The sequence below is a fragment of the Streptomyces sp. NPDC006879 genome (assembly GCF_042869595.1).
Classification (GTDB): domain Bacteria; phylum Actinomycetota; class Actinomycetes; order Streptomycetales; family Streptomycetaceae; genus Streptomyces.
In genome coordinates this window covers 1-18338 of sequence record NZ_JBIAGC010000017.1, presented here as the reverse complement: position 1 = coordinate 18338, position 18338 = coordinate 1, and the positions used below count along the sequence as shown (strand labels likewise).

18 protein-coding genes, 1 tRNA gene, 2 rRNA genes and 1 pseudogene are annotated in these 18338 nt (G+C 62.9%); all 22 read right to left on the bottom strand.

Going from position 1 to position 18338, the window contains the following annotated elements; translation table 11 throughout:
* Positions 1-6 precede the first annotated feature (6 nt).
* A complete protein-coding gene (locus ACFYMC_RS15535) occupies positions 7-795 on the bottom strand; it encodes a hypothetical protein (RefSeq protein WP_388524461.1) in 789 nt (262 codons plus the stop codon).
* A gap of 19 nt (positions 796-814) precedes the next feature.
* Positions 815-1888: a hypothetical protein gene (locus ACFYMC_RS15530; RefSeq protein ID WP_388524459.1), complete on the bottom strand. Its 1074-nt coding sequence runs from the start codon at positions 1886-1888 to the stop codon at positions 815-817.
* Positions 1888-2685, bottom strand: coding sequence for a hypothetical protein (locus ACFYMC_RS15525; RefSeq protein ID WP_388524456.1), 798 nt, complete (start codon positions 2683-2685; stop codon positions 1888-1890). The genes ACFYMC_RS15530 and ACFYMC_RS15525 overlap by 1 nt, the downstream gene beginning before the upstream one ends.
* A 46-nt stretch (positions 2686-2731) precedes the next feature.
* Positions 2732-5062 (bottom strand): phage tail tape measure protein, encoded by a 2331-nt coding sequence (locus ACFYMC_RS15520; protein WP_388524454.1) that lies wholly within the window; start codon positions 5060-5062, stop codon positions 2732-2734.
* Between the two features lie 276 nt (positions 5063-5338).
* Positions 5339-5617, bottom strand: a complete 279-nt coding sequence (locus ACFYMC_RS15515) for a hypothetical protein (RefSeq protein ID WP_388524451.1) — start codon at positions 5615-5617, stop codon at positions 5339-5341.
* A 3-nt stretch (positions 5618-5620) separates the two neighbouring features.
* Complete coding sequence (locus tag ACFYMC_RS15510) at positions 5621-6049, bottom strand: HK97-gp10 family putative phage morphogenesis protein (RefSeq protein WP_388524448.1); 429 nt, start codon at positions 6047-6049, stop codon at positions 5621-5623.
* Positions 6050-6088: 39 nt separating this feature from the next.
* Positions 6089-7090, bottom strand: coding sequence for a phage tail tube protein (locus ACFYMC_RS15505; RefSeq protein ID WP_388524446.1), 1002 nt, complete (start codon positions 7088-7090; stop codon positions 6089-6091).
* 9 nt (positions 7091-7099) lie between these two features.
* A complete protein-coding gene (locus tag ACFYMC_RS15500; protein ID WP_388524443.1) occupies positions 7100-7531 on the bottom strand; it encodes a hypothetical protein in 432 nt (143 codons plus the stop codon).
* A 9-nt stretch (positions 7532-7540) separates the two neighbouring features.
* Positions 7541-7906, bottom strand: coding sequence for a hypothetical protein (locus ACFYMC_RS15495; protein WP_388524440.1), 366 nt, complete (start codon positions 7904-7906; stop codon positions 7541-7543).
* A 74-nt stretch (positions 7907-7980) separates the two neighbouring features.
* On the bottom strand, positions 7981-9159 hold the full coding sequence (locus ACFYMC_RS15490; RefSeq protein WP_388524437.1) for a phage major capsid protein: 1179 nt from the start codon (positions 9157-9159) through the stop codon (positions 7981-7983).
* Positions 9159-9776 (bottom strand): HK97 family phage prohead protease, encoded by a 618-nt coding sequence (locus ACFYMC_RS15485; protein WP_388524434.1) that lies wholly within the window; start codon positions 9774-9776, stop codon positions 9159-9161. The genes ACFYMC_RS15490 and ACFYMC_RS15485 overlap by 1 nt, the downstream gene beginning before the upstream one ends.
* Complete coding sequence (locus ACFYMC_RS15480; protein WP_388524432.1) at positions 9739-11097, bottom strand: phage portal protein; 1359 nt, start codon at positions 11095-11097, stop codon at positions 9739-9741. The genes ACFYMC_RS15485 and ACFYMC_RS15480 overlap by 38 nt, the downstream gene beginning before the upstream one ends.
* Before the next feature lie 64 nt (positions 11098-11161).
* Positions 11162-12724, bottom strand: coding sequence for a terminase large subunit domain-containing protein (locus ACFYMC_RS15475; RefSeq protein ID WP_388524429.1), 1563 nt, complete (start codon positions 12722-12724; stop codon positions 11162-11164).
* A 42-nt stretch (positions 12725-12766) separates the two neighbouring features.
* Positions 12767-13111 carry a phage terminase small subunit P27 family gene (locus ACFYMC_RS15470; RefSeq protein ID WP_388524700.1) on the bottom strand — a complete coding sequence of 115 codons (345 nt, stop codon included), beginning with the start codon at positions 13109-13111 and terminating at the stop codon, positions 12767-12769.
* Positions 13112-13408: 297 nt separating this feature from the next.
* The gene (locus ACFYMC_RS15465) at positions 13409-13564 is read right to left on the bottom strand and encodes an HNH endonuclease (RefSeq protein WP_388524697.1); all 156 of its coding nucleotides are present in this window, start codon (positions 13562-13564) and stop codon (positions 13409-13411) included.
* Between the two features lie 259 nt (positions 13565-13823).
* A tRNA-Leu gene (locus ACFYMC_RS15460) sits at positions 13824-13900 on the bottom strand.
* A 424-nt stretch (positions 13901-14324) separates the two neighbouring features.
* Positions 14325-14582: a hypothetical protein gene (locus ACFYMC_RS15455; RefSeq protein ID WP_388524426.1), complete on the bottom strand. Its 258-nt coding sequence runs from the start codon at positions 14580-14582 to the stop codon at positions 14325-14327.
* An 88-nt stretch (positions 14583-14670) separates the two neighbouring features.
* On the bottom strand, positions 14671-16428 hold the full coding sequence (locus ACFYMC_RS15450; RefSeq protein WP_388524422.1) for a recombinase family protein: 1758 nt from the start codon (positions 16426-16428) through the stop codon (positions 14671-14673).
* A gap of 59 nt (positions 16429-16487) precedes the next feature.
* Positions 16488-17279: pseudogene (locus ACFYMC_RS15445) on the bottom strand (MFS transporter); the annotation flags it as partial.
* A 43-nt stretch (positions 17280-17322) separates the two neighbouring features.
* Positions 17323-17979, bottom strand: coding sequence for an HAD family hydrolase (locus tag ACFYMC_RS15440; RefSeq protein ID WP_388524419.1), 657 nt, complete (start codon positions 17977-17979; stop codon positions 17323-17325).
* A gap of 95 nt (positions 17980-18074) precedes the next feature.
* A 5S ribosomal RNA gene (gene rrf, locus ACFYMC_RS15435) occupies positions 18075-18191 on the bottom strand.
* Between the two features lie 73 nt (positions 18192-18264).
* Positions 18265-18338: ribosomal RNA gene (locus ACFYMC_RS15430) — 23S ribosomal RNA — on the bottom strand; the annotation flags it as partial.

Sequence of the window (18338 nt, the reverse complement as noted above, 5' to 3'; positions counted from 1 at the left end):
CACCCCCTAAACGCCGAAGTACGGTTCCGTGATATCGGGCTCACGCCCCCACTGGGCACCACTCCCCTTGATCCATGCCCAGCCGTTCTCATTGGCTTCGGGGATTCGGGATTTCGGCAGTCCCACGCAGTAGTGCATGGGGGAAATACTGTATGCGCCGTAGCGCGTGTTCTCACTGACCAGTTCCGGAATGGTGATCCAGCCTGCCCCGACATTGGGGCGGGACTTTGGCAGGACCATGGTTTCGTAGTTGGTGTTGTTGGGCATTTCCAGGGGCCCACCGGTTCCCGGAGCGCTCTTGTTGGTCGGCTTAAAGAAGGTGAATACGTCCACCGTGCCGGGGGTGTAGTTCTCCGGACCGGTCTTGTATCGGTGCTGTAGCTCAATGGTGTAAATCGTGGTGTCGTCCGCATAGTCCCAGCCGTACGGGATGCCGTGCACCCAGCGCATGACCACAACTCCCACGGTGCGGTTCGCCAGACCGGTGAGGTTCAGAACGGCGGACGCGCTGACGATTTCCCGTTCAGCCTTGCCGGTGTGCCGGAAGGTGGCTAGGCGTACTTCCGCTTCGCGCTTGCCAGGGGTAAGGAAGTCGGTAATGAACTTGCATTCCACCCGATCGAATGCGAGCCCGGTTGCGTTGGCGATACTCACGGACGACCAGATGTTCCCGCCTACCGCCGGTCGCCCCTGAGCGGCCCACTCGACGGCCGGATACCGGTCAAACTGTGTGGTCGGCTCAGGGGCCCGCTCAATGGCCGTCATGCGGCGCTTGAGTTCGGCTATCTCATTCACGAGGGACGGGGGTACGGCATTAGCTTGGGTTGGCATTGCTCCACAGTTCCTTACTCGCTAGAGCGAGCTTGATGCTTTCGCTTCCGTTCACGTCCACCGTGGTTGCGCATTCGGTCACAACGAATTCGTCAAAGAGCGCGACGTATCCGGCGTCAACGTCGATGGCCGTCACGTCGCCCGGCACGAAATCAAGAGGGCCGAACTGCCCGGGGTAGAGCGTCAGTTCCGGAATAGCGACGGGCACCGCCCCGGCGTTGATGGTGGCTTGTGCTTTGTCTATGAGCGTCTGTGTTTCCTTCACGTCGGTGTATGAGCCGACCATGACGCGCTCAGGCATCCGGGCGGCAAGTGAGGGGTTCTCGAAGATGCCGACCAGCTTTTCCCCGTTGCCCTTGTCCGCGCCGGTCGCGTAGGCCACCGTGCAAAGGGCCGTACTGTCGTAGCTGACGCCGGTCACGTTGCAGTTCACGCGGTGCGTCAGCACGTGGGATGCCGTCACGCCGGAACGGTCCTTCATGACGAAGCGGTGCCCCACCTTCTTACCGGCCGTCACCCAGTACGGCACGTAGCGGAAGTTGAAACCGCCGATGTTGTCGGCCAGTTCCTCAATCGCTTCGGCGGCATTCTTGAGTTCGTACCGGGTCCACACCGTTGTTCGCTTGTGGCCGGTACTGGTTATCAGGCTGGTGTCTGTGCCAATGCCGTTGTCGGCGTTGAAGTAGGCGAACCACGCCTTGATGATGTCCGCCTGTTCCAGACTTCTCGCCGTCCAGCCGTTGACGAAGTGCCGCCCCTGGTAGTGGGAGTGATAGCCGGATGCGCTGAGCACGAGTGTTCCGGCCGCAATGTCGGCAGCGAGAGCCCAGAGAATCCCTGCCCATACCGGCGTACCGTCCCGCAGGATGGCAAGCCCGCTTACGCCGGGCGCGAGTGATTCGGGGTCGGCTTCCGGAGCGAAGAGCGGGATTCCCACTGTGGCCGTGCCGGAAGCGTTCAGGGAGTGTGTGAACTGAATTCCGGTGACGGGTAGCTCAGCCACTACGTCACCGGTCTTTAGGTCCGTCTGGACGACGGAGTATGCAGCGCCGGTCATCACACCCACCTGTTCCGCCAGTTGAACTCAGCCACCGTCGCTCGCGTTGTTGCTTCACTGGTAAGGGCTAGCCGGTGGTCGCCAAAGCCGTATTCGGGCCACGTAGAGCCCGGAGTGATCCGGTCCTCAAAGTGGTTGCCCGCGTCGCTCACGACCGTTTGCGCGGCACTGTCGATGGTGACGTTGCCTCCGTAGGTGAGCCCGAAATAGGTCCCGGTCACTTCGTCCGTCAGCACAATGTTCTTGGCGTTGTCCAGCGTGATCACGGGAAGTGCGGGCACGGAACCCACCTGCCGAAACCTGAGCTTGGGGTCTGACCCTTCCCACGGGCTTGAAAGACTCATGGAAGTCAGCGCGTCACCGTAGATGTACGGGTCGGTGGCGAACAGTTCAACCACCACGTTGCACACGTGGTAGGCGAAGTTGAGGTCAAGGGGGGCTGACCGCTTGCGCGGGCGGACGTTCACGAAGGCCGTTCGGTCGCCCCCTACGCCGGGGAAACGGAACCGTAGGGGTTTCTCCCTGTCGGCTGGCCCGAAGGCCGCGTAAACGGCGCTCAGGGCGTCCGTGAACTCCGCGCGGGTCCGCCCGTAGACCTCAAGCGTGAGCGTCACGGCACGTCCGCTCATGTAGTCGTCTCCGGGATAGAGCCCGTGGCGCTGCACAAGGGTGAGGTCCGCCGTTCGCATGTCGGGCAGTGAGAGCAAGCCGTCAACGGCCGCAAGGGATACGGCGGAGTCGGGCGACCCGATGACAAGCCCGTTGTACTCACATGTCCAGTCGTCCAACTCCGCCATGGATTCCCCCTCTTGAGTTACACCACCGACTCACGTGAGTCGGTGCCTACCGGGGCGCGACCCGAAGAGCCCATGCCACTTCGCGCCCGATTGCGAACGGGTCGGCGTTGCTGGTCACGTTGACCGTCACGCCGGGGGCATTCCGGGCGGCATGGTTCGGGACCACGTGGGACCCGCCCGGTAGGTAGACCTCTTCGGGCCCACGCTCGCCTACCCGCGTCCAGCCGCCAGCGGGGCCACCCATGGCGCGGATCTTCGGAATGGGATTCTTCGGCAGGTCTACGCCCACCGGGCCGATTCCGATGCGGTCCGGGATTGCCCAGTTGAGTAGGTCGATAAGCGAGTTGATAGCGGACTTGATTCCGCGCGCGACGGCAGCGCCGATGTTCTGACCGAAGCTGGCCAGCTTGGAAAGTCCCTGCCCTAGCTTGTCGATGATGGCGCGTCCGATATCGGCGGCAGCACCGCCAACCTTGCCGACGTATCCGAGGATTCGGCCGGGCAGGTCCCGGAAGAATCCAATGACCGCATCAAGTCCGGCTTTCGCCTTGTCCCGAACCCATAGGAATGCCTCAGCCGTCTTGGTCTTGATGGTGTCCCAATGCTTGATCAAGAGGCCCGGTCCGGTGAAGTTCAGGAACAGATCCTTGAGCCACGCGAACACTCCCTTGACCTTTTCCCACACCCAGTCAAAGGCCGCTCCGGTCCATTCCTTGATCTTGTCCCAGTTCTGCCAGATGAGAAGGGCAAGCCCGACAATCGCAGCGATGATCAGCGGAATAGGGCCCATGGCCAGAAGCCATGCGGCAGCCATGCGGGCAGCCTGAATCATGGACTGAGTCCCCATGAGTACCCACTGAGCGATCATGATTGCGCCGTTCGCGACGGCAGCCGCCGCACCGGCTATCCACTGGCCGACCACGATTGCGCCGGAAATGACGGCCTGAGCGCCTGCCTTGAGCCATCCGCCGACCACCGACCATGAGGCAGCGACTTGGGTTGCCGCTGAGCCCGTGGCCGACGTTGCCGACGTGATCCAGGCACCGACCGCCTTCGCGCCGGAAATGACGGACTGAACGCCCCACTGAATCAGCGCGGGAAGCACGACGGCAGTGATGACACCGGCCACGGTGAGAAGGGGTGTCCTGTTGCGCTCCACCCATCCGGCGAGCGTGGCTAGCTTGTCCGCCATGCCTTCGACGGCAGGCAGCACCGTTCCGCCGATCACGTCAACGGCAAGCGTCTGGAGCCCCCGCCAAAAGGCAGTGATCTTCTGAGACGCATTGTCGTGCATGGTGTCGCCTGCCGCCTTCGCGGCACCGTCCACCTTCCCCAGCGCGTCAACGGCGGTATCGACGTTCAGGGAGTACAGCGAATCTCCCATGTCTTCGGCCTTCGTACCGAAGAGATTGACTGCCGCCGCGCTCCGCTCCGCCGGGTCCTTGATAGCCCGTAGCTTGTCCAGCGTGAGCCCTAGGGCCTCCTGTGCTGCCGGGCCACCAGCCGCAATCTTGTCGCGCATGTCATCGGCGTTCAGACCGATTGCCTTGAAGCCGTCAATGGTGGTCGCGCTGCCGTCAATGGCACGGATGGAGAATTCCTTGATGGCGTCCGCCACCGTGTCAGCGTCGCGCGCTCCGCCCTGTAGACCCTGCTGAATCAGGCCCATTGCGGTCTTGCCGTCAAGACCGACTTTCTTGAACTGGACGCTGTATTCATTGAACGTGTCGAGTAGGTCACCGGCCTTGTTTGCGCCCCGCTGAGTTCCGGCAACAAGAACGTCCATTGCCTCATCGGCATTCTTGGCAAGGCCGTTCTTCATCATAGTTCCGACCGCATTTGCAGTCGGGCCGACTTCATCCCCTAGGACGCTGGCAACGTCCATTGCGCTCTTGCCGATCTTCGCCATTTCATCGGCGGTAGCCCCGGCAGGAACGAGACCCTGTTGCCACAGGGACTTAAGAGCCTCATTCGCGTCGGCCACAGATTCGCCCCAGCCGGACGAATAGATATCGCCTGCCGCTTCTCCCAGCCGCTTCGCTTCGTCGGGATTAGCGCCAAGCTGAGCAGCAAGAAGACCATTACCGGCTTCCCGGTCCATGGCCTCACTGATACCGGCCACCAGGGCAGCACCAACCGCAGCACCGGCAATGGTCGCGAGACCCCCGAACTTGTCCGCAAGTCCGTCGAGAGCGCCCCCGGCGTCATCGGCCCCGCTGGATATCTCGTCACCCAGTCGGCCAGCCTCTTCGGTGGCTTCCCTAAGCGCGTCCTCAACCTGGTCGGCAAACCGGGTCACGTCCGCCGTTCCCTCATTGAGAGAACGGCTCAAGTCGTCCAGATCACCCAGCAAGGTAATCGTGATCGGCTTAGCCACCAGAACCCCCCGTCGCTACGCTGCGTATATCCCGCGGCTATGCCGGCGGGGGGTTTTGATATACGCAGAGTGAGAATCAGGTCATGACGGGGGTCCGGCGCTCCCCCTGCACCGGGCCCCCGGAACGTCCGCGATAGCCGCGCCGTTCCTGCTTTTGCTGTTCCTCAATGTCCGCAACCATCTGGTCGGCCAGCGTGTTGAAGTCCCTCAGCGAGAGCGCGCGGACATCCGTCCAGGTAAGGCCCCGGAAATGGCCGACCAGCCGCGCGCACGTGATTACTCGCTGAGCGCGGTAGGGTCCTTCGGCTTCTGCTTGAACTCAATGCGAAGCTTGCCCGCATCCTCCGCCGAGAAATTCGGGTCTTCGCGCCGCTTGATGACCACGGCCATTGCCCGCAGAAGACGGCCCTTTCGCGCGCCCGGCTTGGCAAGCTGGTCAAGGGGGCCGCCAATCACGTCTTCAATGAGTTCGATCTCATCAATGGAAAGGCTGTCGATATCCAGCGACAGAACCTCACCGAGATTGCCGTTAGCCGCAGCGTTCTTCTTGCCCATAGTTCAGCTCTCCAACTTGTCTCGGAGTACGGCGGTAATCTCACGCTCGTACGTTTCAGAAACCTTCTCGCTATTGCGAGCCATGGCCCGGTAAAGGAACCGGTTCGGGCGAATCCCGCGCTTCGGATATCCGAAGTGGATTGCCCCCGCGTACGGAGCGCGGGAAGCGGTACCGGCCTTGATCTTCGCGGAGTTGGCAGACGCCACCACCTTGACCGACTTGGCCAGCTTTCCGGGCCGGTACCGCTTGTTGTCCTTCGGTGTGCGGGTGTGCCGGGGAACGCCCCGTTGGGCATCCGGCTTCACAAGCTCCGCAGCGTCCTTGTTGACCTCACGAACCTTCTTCGAAAGGTCCTTGTCCTTGAGTTGGCGAAGAGACTTCTTGAGTCGGTTCAAGCCTTCTACCTGAACCGAGAAGCGCGAACCTGCCACCCTCACCCCCTTAACTCACCGACTCACGTGAGTCGGTGCCTACTCGCCCGGCGGGACGAACCCCGGAGTGGGGCTCACGTACGTGACCTTGACTGCCGGTCGGCCGTCTCCGGGGTCCAGTACACGGAACGGAAGTTCGCTCATGGTCACGTCATCAACGGACGCTTCGGGACTGTCGCCCGTGAACTGGATTGCCGGGCACTCAATGCGCATGGACGTGCCGGGAATGACTCCCGTGAAGTCGATGGCCAGTGACGCCACCGTGCCCGCTAGGAATGCCTCATAGACCTTGAGCGCGTCTGAGGTGAACTCTCCCTCTAGCGTGCCCTCATACGTCGGCATGGCAGCGCGCACGGGCGACTTCTTGAGCGCGTTACCGCGAAGAAAGCGCCGGTCAGTCTTCATGCCACGCTCGCCGGAAAGCTCTAGCTTGTTCGCGTCCACCGGAACGGCCGTGCCGTCAATGGTCAGCGCGATAGCCGTACGGGTCCAGTCGTAGACGTACGCCTCTACGGGGTACGCGACCGGTAGCGCGTCGGCAGGCTTGTCGGAGTGCGACACGTCCTGAAAGTCAAAGGTGGCCTTGAGGGTGACCGCGCTCTCTACCTCAGCGCTCAGTTCCCACTCAGTGACCATGCAGCCGACATGCTTGTATGCCACTGACTTGCCGTCAGTGGTCGGCCGGATCATCTGAGCCGTGAACGAGGGGGCCAAACTGTCGGCCCCGCTCCCGAAGACGTGAGCCGTAAGGCCGGTAGCCCCGTCCGGGGTGCCCCCGTCGTAGGTGTCGAAGGCTGCGGAGAGAAGGGCAGCCGCCCCGGCGTCGAGTAGGTCAATCTCAATCTCGCCTTCGCCACCCATGTTGATGACGTTCCGCCGGTCGGCCCGTGCCGTCTGCATTCCTGCCCGGAACCCCACGGATTCGATGAACTCCCGCGTGGTCTTCCACGAATCGGACTTGCCCTCATAACCGAGCATGGCCGTTGCGGCAGTGCCGTACGTGGTCTCTTCACCAATGCCTATGGATGCGTCTAGCGCCATGTGGTCCCCCTATGTGATCCGGCCGCGAATGCGCACGCGGACAGTCAGCGCGGCATACGCGCCGTCAGTGTTTTCGGCCGTCTCGCTCTCGGAGGATTCCGGCCGTACGTCGAGTAGGCCCGGCACGCTCGCCGGAACGACGGAGCGGCAGGCTTCTGCAATGGCGTCACGAAGGCCGTAGACGGCCCTCTCAGCGCCTATCGGGTCGCCCGGCGTGATGACCAGGGCGTGAACGTCCACGTAGCTTGTGACGGCCGTAGGCTTGCGCGGTCCCTGCCTCATGGCGGTAACCGCAAGCTCTTCGTCTCCGGTGGCACCTAGCCATACCTGTTGCCGCCGGTCACTCTTTCCCGTTTCAGCGAACGTGCATTGCACCCCCGCCGGGACGGCAGCCTTGAGCGCATCGAACAGAACAACCTTTGCGTCAAATACCAGGGCCACGAATCCCCCTCAGATGAAGATGAACGGGAGCCGCACCCTGTACCGGTTCAGATGCGCGTTCACTTCCGGCAGGCTGGTCGGCCGCCATGTTCCACCGGCTTGCGCCAACTGAATTGAGCCGTACTCTCCTTGAAGCTGTAGCGCCCGGTCCGGCACGCGCGACACAAGGTCAAGGCAGTATTGGCGCGCAAGAGTCCGCACACACCACCGGATCGTTTCCGGGGGCGCGTCGGTCCCTTCCCACTTCCGGCCGCAGTAGGTTTCGACGGTTTCAATCGCGTACGAAATCGCGTCGGTCAGAGTCTCGTTCGAGAAGAGCGAAACGTCTTCCATGCCGTCCAGCGCCCGAACCTCTTCAACGGTCGCGTAGGACACTCGCACCCCCTCAGCGAAAGGGGGACCACCGACTCACATGAGTCGGTGATCACCCCACAACTTCCCGCCGCGCCTTACGGCTTGGGGGTAACGGTCAGAACCTTCGCGGACCGCTCATCAACAAGCAGACCGTCAGCGCGCTGAATGAAGCGGTAGACAATCTGGTCGGTGGTGAACCGCGCATCCACGGACCGCTCAACACGGAGCGGACCGGCAAGGCGAACCTTGTACTTGCTCAGGTCACCGAACAGAACCTTGTCATCCGGCACCGCAACGTCAGTCGCCACCGGCTTGCCGTTGAAGGTGTCCGGGGCACCGGCCGTTAGCGCCGACTGCCAGAGGTACTGGCCGTTGCCGTCCTTGAGCTTGCGCATGGTCGCGGCCGTCTTGTCGGAGACGATGAAGACCGCATTGCCCCGGTAGGACGAAGGAAGCTCATAGAACAGATCAATGAGCGCGTCGGAAACGGTGTTGTCCTTCGCGCCTTCGGTCCACGTGGCGACGGCAGCCGGAGCGGCCGTCAGAATGCCGGTCGGCTGACCGGTGCCGGTACCGGCTAGGAAGTGCTCACCCATGCCGTGACCCAGCGCGGGACCAGCGTCCCCCACCAGGAAGCCCACAAGGTCTAGCGCCTGATCCTGTACGAACTCAGTCGAGACCACCGACGCATAGGCGTACTTGAACGCGCCCACCGACCGCTGAACCGTGGTCGGGGTGGACTCGGGAATGTTGGCGTTCTCCGCCACGATTCCCGCCGACGCGCGACCGGTGACAACCGTGAAGTCGATGGACTCACCCCCGGACGTGGTGAGAATCGACGCGCCGTTCCGCATGACCGTGGAACGCTCGGTTGCCTCAGCGAGAAGCTGACCGAACAGGGTTCGCGGAATGACGTTGGACCCGGTGGCCGTGTCAACCACGGCGCGCTTCTCCGGGGCGAAAGTGAGCGACTGGTGAAGCCCCAGCGAACGAAGCTGAGTTGCAGCCTCAGCTAGCTTGTCCTGAGTGCCCTTCTTACTGCCGGTCCCCTTGAGTCCGGCCATGAGTGCACTCACCGACTCAGAAGCCTTGATGGCTTCAACGCCACGCTTCACGCGGCCGTCATAGTCGGCAATGGCGTCGAGTAGTCGAGTCTCCTTCTCGCGCGCCTCAGCGGTCATCTCCTTGCCCGCGAACTCATCAGTCAGGGACCGAAGTTCAGCGTGCGCCTTCTCGCGCGCCTCAAAGTTGGCGCTGAGCGTCTGTGCGTCCACTACTGGACACCCCCCTTGTGTAGAAGCGCGCGGACTAGAACACGCGCCGGATGATCAGTCACCGACTCACGTGAGTCGGTGGGTAGTTCGCCAATGCCGAGACTCAGCGCGATAGAGCGGCTGAGACTGGCGTCAGTGGTCGGATAGGCGGGATTGAGAACGGGCCCCAGTTCCACCACGTCCATGCGGGTGATCTCTCGAATGGGAAGCCCGGTGGTGTCGTCTAGTTCGTCGTGAACGCGCTGCCCGCCGTCGTTCACGCGGAAGGTGAACGAACTCCCGCGCACGTCTCCGCGCTTGAGGAGTTCGGCTAGGTCACGGCCTACCGTGGTATTCGGTAGGTCGATTTCGTACCAGCCGCCTTCGGTGTCCTCACCGGTCCGCAGCGTTCCGGAGCTAGCACGCCCTAGAACCTGGTTCATGTCGTGATTGAACGTGCCTAGAACGTCATTCGCCTTGAGCGAATCAGCACCGGCACCAGGCATGATCCGTTCCCGGAATCCGCCTAGGTTGTGGCTCAGTTCGTTGAACCGGTAGGCGTACCCGCGCATGGTCACCGTGTCGCCTTCGGCTCGAACCTCAGCCGGTAGGGCTAGGTTCCTCCGCTCCGTCGTCATTGGTCGCTTCCCCCTTGTCGTCGTCCCCGGTAGCCGGGGGCTTGTCTGCGGGCGGGGGCTCAATGGCGGCAGGCTTCGCGGGCTCTTCGTCGGCCGTCACGTCGGCAAGGTTCAGCGGTACGCGGTGCGCTTCGCCCTTGCCGTCCGGCAGGGGCTCTAGGTCTTCCCATCCGCGCACTTCGTCAATGCTGTAAATGCCTTGCTGCAAGCCGACTGAGTACATGCTCATTCGCTCAGACGGGGCCCCGCGCTGAATGCCGTCAAGGCTGAACTTGACGAACTTCTGCCGGTCGGCCGTCTCCGCGAAGAGCAGACGGGTAAAGCCCGCTTCGATGCGCTCAAGCCACGGGCGCAGAGAGAACATGGCGAAAGCCTGATTCTGCTCAGCGAGACCGGAACCCCAGCTAGTTGAGTTCGTGGCGTCCGCTATGAGGTGAGGCGGAACGCCGAAGATCCGGGCGATTTCCGGAACCTGAAATTGGCGCGTCTGCAAAAACTGTGCTTCGTCCGGCGAGAGCGCGACCTTAGAGAACTTGGCCCCTTCGGTCAGAAGCGCTACGCGGTGCGCGTTCTCGGCACCGGAGTTGGCCAGTCGCCACGCTTCGCGGGCGCGTGCTAGACCCTCTTCGGACATTGCACCGGGCACTTCAATGAGCGCCCCCGGCATGGCCCCGTTCGCAAAGAACTTTGCGCCGTAGGTCTGCGCCGCCATGGCTAGACCGATGGACTCACGCGCGAACGCGATAGGTGAAACGCCGGTGAATTCACCCGGCAGCATCATGCCGGGAATGTGAAGGATTTCGCGTGTGGTGAACCAGCCTAGGGCGACTTCATTTCCGTCGTCGTCATAGTCGGCCACATAAAAGACCTTGCGACGCTTGCCGTCCACCACAACGGTATGCGTGTCGATGCGGTTCGGGTCCAGTACCTCAAGCCCGACGATATGGGGGCCGTCCCACAGAACGGCGAGATACGCATTGCCGTCCAGCAGGAGCGATAGCACCACCTGAGACAACAGGTCGATGCGCCCCAGTCCGCCCGGCTCAGCGTTCGGGTAGTCCAGCCACGTCGGTGACTTGATCTCCTTGCGGGAACCGCCCCGGCGCGAATACGTCGCCACGGGCAGCGTGCAAATCGTCTCGCTCAGAAGGCGGACGCACGCGAAAACGGCAGAAACCGTCAGCGCACTGTTCGCGTCCACCTTCTGACCGGCAGCCGACATGACACCGGGCAGCGGGAACAGGTCCGATACCGGGTCCCACTGTGCCCGCTTCTCGACTTCCTGAGACGGCCCCCGGAAGAGCGCACGCCAAAAGCCCATGTGAGCCACCCCCCGCTTGACTCACCTAGGCACCGACTCACGTGATTCGGTGGTCTGAGTCGTGCTAGTCGTCGTCTAGGTACTGGTCGAAATCCGGGGAGCCGACGTTGAACACGTGGCCGTCTTTGTCCTCCCACGTGGCGACGATTGCCGTCTCAATCAAGTGGGGGTTCTCTTCCCGGAACATCACTGCGCCGTGAACGGCGAGGATCATTGCAATGCAAAGGTCGATCTTCCGGCGCGACGAAGCGTGTTCCTTCGTGACGCGCGCCCCGTTCTTGTCCTCACGAAGAACGGCGTTACCTATATGCCGGGCAAGCGCCGGGTCCCCGTCGTGCGACAAGCGGCCGTCACGGCAGGCGTCATAGACGATCTGCGTTGCCGGGACCATGCGCTTAAGGCTGTTCGTCGGGAAAGCCTCAACCGGCCACCCCTCAGCCTCAAGGTTGTCTAGCGTCTCTTCCCAGCGGTACGGGTCGGCCACGAGATTGCGCACGTGGTACGTGTCCAGCGCGGAGCGGAGAGCTTCCCGCACGTCCACCATGGGAACGCGCCAATGCGCGTCATCCGGCGGAGCCTCCCAGTGCCCCAGCACGAACACCCGAAGGTCACTCACGCGGGCAGCCACCAGGGCCGTACTGTCACCCTTCCAAGAGCCGTCAAATCCCAACACCACGGCGTCACCGGGGTTCAGAGTGTCGTCTACCGCAAGGGAGTCCCAAAGGCCGTGAGGCAGCCACGTAGACGCGCCACGGACGAACTGAGACAGACGGTAGATGCGGAAGCTAGCTTCCGTACTGCGCTGAGCGGCAGCCTTGAAATCCTCTTCGTTCAGAATCTCGTACGACGGATTGCACGCACGCCACACTTCGGGGTCTAGGTGGTCCACCTGTTCCCCGATGCGCGGACCCCACGACCGATAGAAGAGCGTCGGGTCCGTCGCCTCACCGGAGTTGACCCGCTCGCCTTGCTCACAGAGCTTGGCAAAGGGGCCGTCCGGATCGGGCCCGGCAGTCGAGACCACCCACGTAATCGGCTGGTTCCGTGCGGCACTGCCCAGCGTCAACGCGTCGAACAGATCGGCCGTCTTGCTGAACGCGTATTCGTCAAGGCTGACCGCTGAGGGGTTGAGCCCCTGTTGCCGCCCGGCGTCCGCTGACACCACGCGATAGGTGCAGTCCTTGAACTTGATCACATCGCGCTGAACTTCACAGACGGCAGCCAACTTCGGGGAAGCGGTCACCATCTGCTTTGCCGCATCAAAAACCATGCGAGCCTGATTGCGGTCATTGGCGGCAGCGATGATCTGACGCTGAGCGTCGGCCCGGTCGGCAATCAGGTGGTACAGCATGATTGCGGCGGCAAGCGTTGACTTGCCGTTCTTCCGCGCAATGCAGACCACGGCCATTCGGTGCTTGCGAATCCATCGGCCGAATGTGTCTTGCCGAAGTTCGTATGCGTCAATGAGTAGCTGACGCTGCCATTCGAGAAGCCGGAAAGGCTGACCGGCGAATGAACCGGTAAGACGGCAGAATCGCTCAACCCAGTTGGCGACCCGGTAACCCTCACTCGGGAACGGCGCATCATCGGGAATATGGCGAGCGATCACGGGATCAATGCCGGTCACGCTCCCCCCTCCCAGTAGGCACCGACTCACGTGAGTCGGTGGTCAGAAGTCTTCGGGTCCGGCAGCCACGCGGCGAGCCTCAGCCGCCACGATGCCCAGACGCATACGCGCTTCGGGCGTGAAGCCGATCACGGTTTCTATCGCCCGTAGTTCCTTCTCCGTGGACTCCACATAGCGCATGGCCGGATGAACGGCAGGCTGACCGGTTGAACCCACGGTCATGAGTCCGTCATTGGCGACGGCCGCAAGGAGTGCCGCACGCCGGTCGTGAAGTTCGCAGTACCGGAGAATGATGTTCCGGTCCGTCTCCGGGGAGTACGCACCATTGCCCGCTGACCAGACGTTCCGCCAGACCTCACGGCCGACGCGCTTGAGTCCGGCAGGCACGCGGGGGGCCCGACCCTCGTAGACCACGGGGGCGGCACTCTCGGCAGCCGCATTGGCATTGCCGGTGCGCACGTCGGGGCTCTTGCTTCGGGACACGTTGACACCACCTTCCGGGGGCTTATCGACCCCTTAACGGGTGCCTTTCTCTCGTGCGCGAATGCGGGCTTGGCCAGTAACCACAAGGGAGACCGACCCTAAAAACGGCGTCACACCTAGCGCGCGTTTTCCGAGCTTGGGCCGGGATCGCCAGGGGGCACGTCTGGGGAACTTTGGAAGCGCCCCACCCTTCCCACGGGGTCAGAACGGACGCTTACCGAAGTCCATTGCCGTCTTGACGACGTGACAACGCTTGCAGAGAACCTGAACGTTGTCCGCCACGTCCTCACCACCGAGAGCAAGGGGCTTGATGTGGTCAATGTCCACCTGACTAGGCAGGTAGGTCACGCCACACATGGCGCACGTTCCCGCCACGGCCTTACGTACAGCCTTACGCAAGAGCGCTGCCGCATTGTGACCACGGGCAATTGCCTCACGCCGCTTGCGGTGCGCCTGATATGAACGGCCGCTCTCGTAAGCCTTGTGGTGCACGTGACACCGACCCTTATGGGTGGCCCACTCTCGACAGTCAAGGCACCGGGTGCGCATGAGACCCCCCCTATCCGGGGAAGCCCCCGCCCCTCTCGATGGCACCGACTCACGTGAGTCGGTGGTCTGGTACCTGCCCCCGGATTCGAACCGGGATCATCACGGGTCTAAGCCGTGCGCCTCGTACCGTTGGGCTAGGCAGGCACGGAGAGTGCGGGTACTCAGTCCGCCCCGATTGGAGGGGTGCGCGGTATCCCCGCTCTCTCTACCTTTACTAGAGCGCAAGGGTTCCCTAGAGCGCCCCGGTTGCCGGTCTTTCGGGACCTCGGGAATGTGATGCCGGTCACCGTGCGGTGAAACGGTGATTGGAAGGCTGTTTCTGTTTTCCTTGTGACTTTCTCAAGGGATATTGGAATCAAGGTAAGAACCACCGTTTCACCGCACCACCCCCGCTGAAAGTGCACGGCCGCACACGCCCCGTATCCGGATGACCGCATTCCGTATTGCATGAGCATGTCAAGAATGGGTCCAAGAGAAAGCCCCCGAACCCCGAAGGGCTTAGGGGCCGTCTGCGGTCACCGTGGGCCGTAGCGCGCCCAGTTGGGGCCGGATGCCGTCTCAGGCGCTCTCAGGGGCGTTCAGGGGCCCGTACAACGGTGTCCGTCGTAGCCCACTCGCGCACCTTGTCACGCGGGGCCGCGTAGCCGGTCGGTGCGTCCAGCTCGACCAGGACCCGCCCGGGGTACTGGGGGTCATCCGTCACGGCGACCGTGCCGGGGATGCCGCCGCGCCAGCCGAGAGCGTCACCACCCGTGGGGCCGTTCACCACCCGGAAGATTTCCACGCGGTCCCCTTCGCCAAGGGGGGTGCCGAAGTGGTCATGCATCGCGTGTGCTCCTGTCTGCCGTTGTCTGCCTGTCTGAGACCCTGGGGGAAGCCCCGGCGTGTTACCCGCACGCCGGGGCCCCTCAGTGTCACGCACTGACCAGTTCTGCCGTCTCGTCGTGCTCCTGGTCTTCGTCCGCCTCTTCGGGTTCAGGCTTGGCCCAATGCACCGTGACACGGTCGGCAATGTCCTTGATCTTGCCGGACGTACGGGGCCCAATCTCTACGTGATCAAGGAAGAAGCTCAGGAACTCCCGACGCTTGATCATTCCCCACTTGTCCCACAGTGAGCCCTTACCGATCGGGTCATCATCCGGCGTTCCTGCCCGCCAGTTGTCCCACGGAACGCTGACCGCCTGAATCTGTCGGGCGCGAAGTTCCTTGAGTCGGGTTCGGCACAGTTCTTCGGTCCGCTGCATGGACTGAACGGCTTCCGTGAACGCCGCACGACCCACGGTGCCCTTGTAAAGACCGGCCTTCTTGTCTGCGTAGATTTCCAAGAGGCTTTGTTCCGTGTGCTTCAACTGCGCCTCAAGTTCGTTGCACTCCTGCGCCACGCCTGCCGTGTCTTGCTGCCGGGCGAACCGCTCAGCGACGGCAGCCATGAGCGTGCGGTCTTCTTCGTTCTCCGTGTCGAGATTCACCAGCCGTGCCCACACCTTCCGGGCAACGTATTCGTCGGTCTGGTCCACGCGCACACTCACGCGGGTAACCCCCATGCGCTTTGCGCCGCTTCCTTCTCGGTTGCTGCGGTAGCGCGGAACGCCATCCGTAAGCGTGGTGCTAGTGGTGGCCCCACAGTACGAGAACAGAATGGGCCAGCCGGTCAACAAGTAGGTACCGCCGTGGTACGGGCGACGCATCTTGCCTTCGGTGGAAATCGCCTTCTGCAAGACGTACCACTCAGCCGGGGTGACGATCTGCTCGTGAACGTGGATCGGATTACCGTTGTCGTCGCGCCGGATTGCCCACTTGTCCGACGTAACCCGGTCAGCGGCCATACCCGCAATTCGCGGGTCGCGGAGCGTCCTTAGAACCGCTTGCGGAGTCCAGCGGGGTTCCGGGTGCTGCTTGTAGTTCCCGCGCTTCCGGCGAGCGTCCACGCGGTTCTTTCCGGCTTCTGTTCGCCAACCGGGCGGGGGAGTGTCGGGGTTGGTAGTCAGCTTCTCGGCAATTTGGCCGGGCGTAAGTCCCTCCTTCTCAGCCATCTGCCGCATGAGAAGGACCGTAGAACGCCCGCTATCCGTCGGGTGGATAGAGACGTACTTGACGCCGTTCTCGCCAATCTTCTTGACGTTCTCGCCCCACCACGGGGCATTGCCTGAGACGTGCCCGCCTGCCTTTCGGGCAAGCTCCTTGGTGTTGACGATGAACGCTGACTTGGTGTCGCTTTCCTGCTTTGCGAGTCCAGCGATGATGGCGAAGATTCCCGCGCCGATAGGGTCACTGGTGTCAAGGTACGGTTCGCGCACGCTCACCAGGGAAACGGCGTTGTCCCGCATTACCTTCTCAATGGCGAAAGCCTCTTGAGCACCCATGCGGGTAAGTCGACTCAAGGTGAAGATGACCACCACGTCACACTTGTTGCCGCGAACCCAGTTCATCATTTCGTCAAAGCCGTCACGCTGAACGCTGGGGTCCCAACCGGACTTACCTACGTCCCGGAATCGCTTGACTACGCGGTACCCGCGTGCGGCGCAGAGCGCTTCTCCTGCCTCCCACTGCATGAGGGGGCTTGCGTCGCTGCCGTCTTCGTTGAGCTTGCTCTGACGCGCGTACAGAACCGCGCGGGGTCGGTCATCGGCTGCCTCTTGGGCTACGTGGCCGTTGAGGGTCTTTGATGCCATGTGCGCTCTCTCCCGTTCCTAGTTGCAGGAAGGGGGAGCGCAAGGGTTGCCTACGCGGAGCCTGACGCTCCCCCTGGGGGAGTCCTCACAAGCTCTTTGTACGGGACGGTCGCCAGCTGTTCCGAACTACCGAGCACGCCCTGAAGGTACTTGGCACTCCAGTTCGCCACCGTCGAGTCGCCGATGTAGGCACAGGCCATCACCAGGCAGAACGGCAGCAGCACCGTCATGGCGACGGCAGGACCACCACCGGCCGTCCCCTCATCGCGGGTCTTGGACGGTGGCCGGCCCACACGGTAGTAGTAGCGGCTACCCAGCAGCGCCGCCGGCAGCAGGGCCAGCACCACCGGCCCGTAGGACAAGAACAACGACACCTGCCAGTGCGCGCCGCCCCATGCCAGTGACGCCCCGAGGATCCCACCGAGACTGTACGCCGCATGGAATCCCAGCATGATGCTCCGCCCGTAGGCCTGCTGGAGGCTGACTCCCAGCATGTTCATCGAGGCGTCCAGAGCTCCGACCCCGAGACCGAAGAACCCCAGCGCAAGGGCCACCTGCCATAGTTCACCGCCGGCGCCGACACCGAGCAGGGCCAGCAGGACCACCGGCTGCGACCAGCGCAGTACCACGGCGGGACCGAGGCGCTTGACGAGGTGTTCGGTCACCACACTGGCCCCGCCCGCGAGGATCGGCACGGCCGCCAAGAACGCCGGCAGCAACTGGTCGGATATGCCGTACTGCCTCTGGATGGCGGGGATCCGGGTCACCAGCAGGGCAAAGGTGACGCCCTGCACGAAGAAGCTGAATCCCAGCGAAGCCCGCCCGCGCCGCAGGCGCCCGTCTGCCGTCATGGCGGCACAGCGTAGGCCGGTCTCCTACCGGAGGGTAGATGGATCACTTACTCAATTCAGCTATCAAAGAGGGAAGTTCGGCCGCCTTCCGGTAGAACGCGGTGGCACCCTCCAGCTGCTCGGCGGGTGTCATGGCCGTGAAGGCCGCCACGTCCATTCCGGCGAGGACGGCTGCCCGCACTCCCAGCCTGCTGTCCTCCACCACCAAGCAGCGAGCCGGGGCCACTCCCATCCGGTCTGCCGCATGGAGGAAGAGGTCCGGCGCCGGCTTTCCCCGCCCGACATCCTCGGCGCTGAAGATCCGCTCATCGGTGAACCACTCGTCGAGGCCGGCGGCCCGGTGCCCGACCCGGATCCGCTGATGGCTCCCGGAGGAGGCAACGCAGTACGCGACGCCGTCGGAGGTGAGTCGTGCCAGCACCTCGGTGATGCCCTCGACGGCCCGTAGCTCGCGTTCGAAAGCGGCGAACACCCGGGCGTGCAGCACCTCGTCGAACTCCTCCGGAAGACGACGCCCGGTCCTCTCCAGCACGAGGTCGTGCACCCGGTGCACGGCGGCGCCCATGTAGTCACGCAGCGAGTCCTCGTAAGAGGTCGGATGCCCGAGTTCGGTGAGGTAGCCGGCCAGGATCGTGTTGGAAAGCGGCTCGCTGTCCACCAGCACGCCGTCGTTGTCGAAGATGACCAGGTCATATCCCATGGCCACAGCCTAAGGGGGCCCCAGTGGACGGTTTTGGCCCGGAACGCAGAGAAGCCCTGTGCCGGATACCCGGCACAGGGCTTCTCAAAAAAATTGTTCGGCGGCGTCCTACTCTCCCACAGGGTCCCCCCTGCAGTACCATCGGCGCTGAAAGGCTTAGCTTCCGGGTTCGGAATGTAACCGGGCGTTTCCCTAACGCTAAAACCACCGAAACACTATGAAGTTAACAGACCGGACAACAACACAGTCGTAACCTCAGAACTAACACAGTGGACGCGAGCAACTGAGGACAAGCCCTCGGCCTATTAGTACCAGTCAGCTCCACCCGTTACCGGGCTTCCACATCTGGCCTATCAACC

What these genes read in the sequence shown, in the direction of transcription:
- ACFYMC_RS15530 (WP_388524459.1), bottom strand. Translation starts at nt 1,888, where the DNA reads ATGACCGGCGCTGCATACTCCGTCGTCCAGACGGACCTAAAGACCGGT.
- ACFYMC_RS15525 (WP_388524456.1), bottom strand. Translation starts at nt 2,685, where the DNA reads ATGGCGGAGTTGGACGACTGGACATGTGAGTACAACGGGCTTGTCATC.
- ACFYMC_RS15515 (WP_388524451.1), bottom strand. Translation starts at nt 5,617, where the DNA reads ATGGGCAAGAAGAACGCTGCGGCTAACGGCAATCTCGGTGAGGTTCTG.
- ACFYMC_RS15505 (WP_388524446.1), bottom strand. Translation starts at nt 7,090, where the DNA reads ATGGCGCTAGACGCATCCATAGGCATTGGTGAAGAGACCACGTACGGC.
- ACFYMC_RS15485 (WP_388524434.1), bottom strand. Translation starts at nt 9,776, where the DNA reads ATGACGACGGAGCGGAGGAACCTAGCCCTACCGGCTGAGGTTCGAGCC.
- ACFYMC_RS15480 (WP_388524432.1), bottom strand. Translation starts at nt 11,097, where the DNA reads ATGGGCTTTTGGCGTGCGCTCTTCCGGGGGCCGTCTCAGGAAGTCGAG.
- ACFYMC_RS15465 (WP_388524697.1), bottom strand. Translation starts at nt 13,564, where the DNA reads ATGTGTGGCGTGACCTACCTGCCTAGTCAGGTGGACATTGACCACATC.
- ACFYMC_RS15455 (WP_388524426.1), bottom strand. Translation starts at nt 14,582, where the DNA reads ATGCATGACCACTTCGGCACCCCCCTTGGCGAAGGGGACCGCGTGGAA.
- ACFYMC_RS15450 (WP_388524422.1), bottom strand. Translation starts at nt 16,428, where the DNA reads ATGGCATCAAAGACCCTCAACGGCCACGTAGCCCAAGAGGCAGCCGAT.
- ACFYMC_RS15440 (WP_388524419.1), bottom strand. Translation starts at nt 17,979, where the DNA reads ATGGGATATGACCTGGTCATCTTCGACAACGACGGCGTGCTGGTGGAC.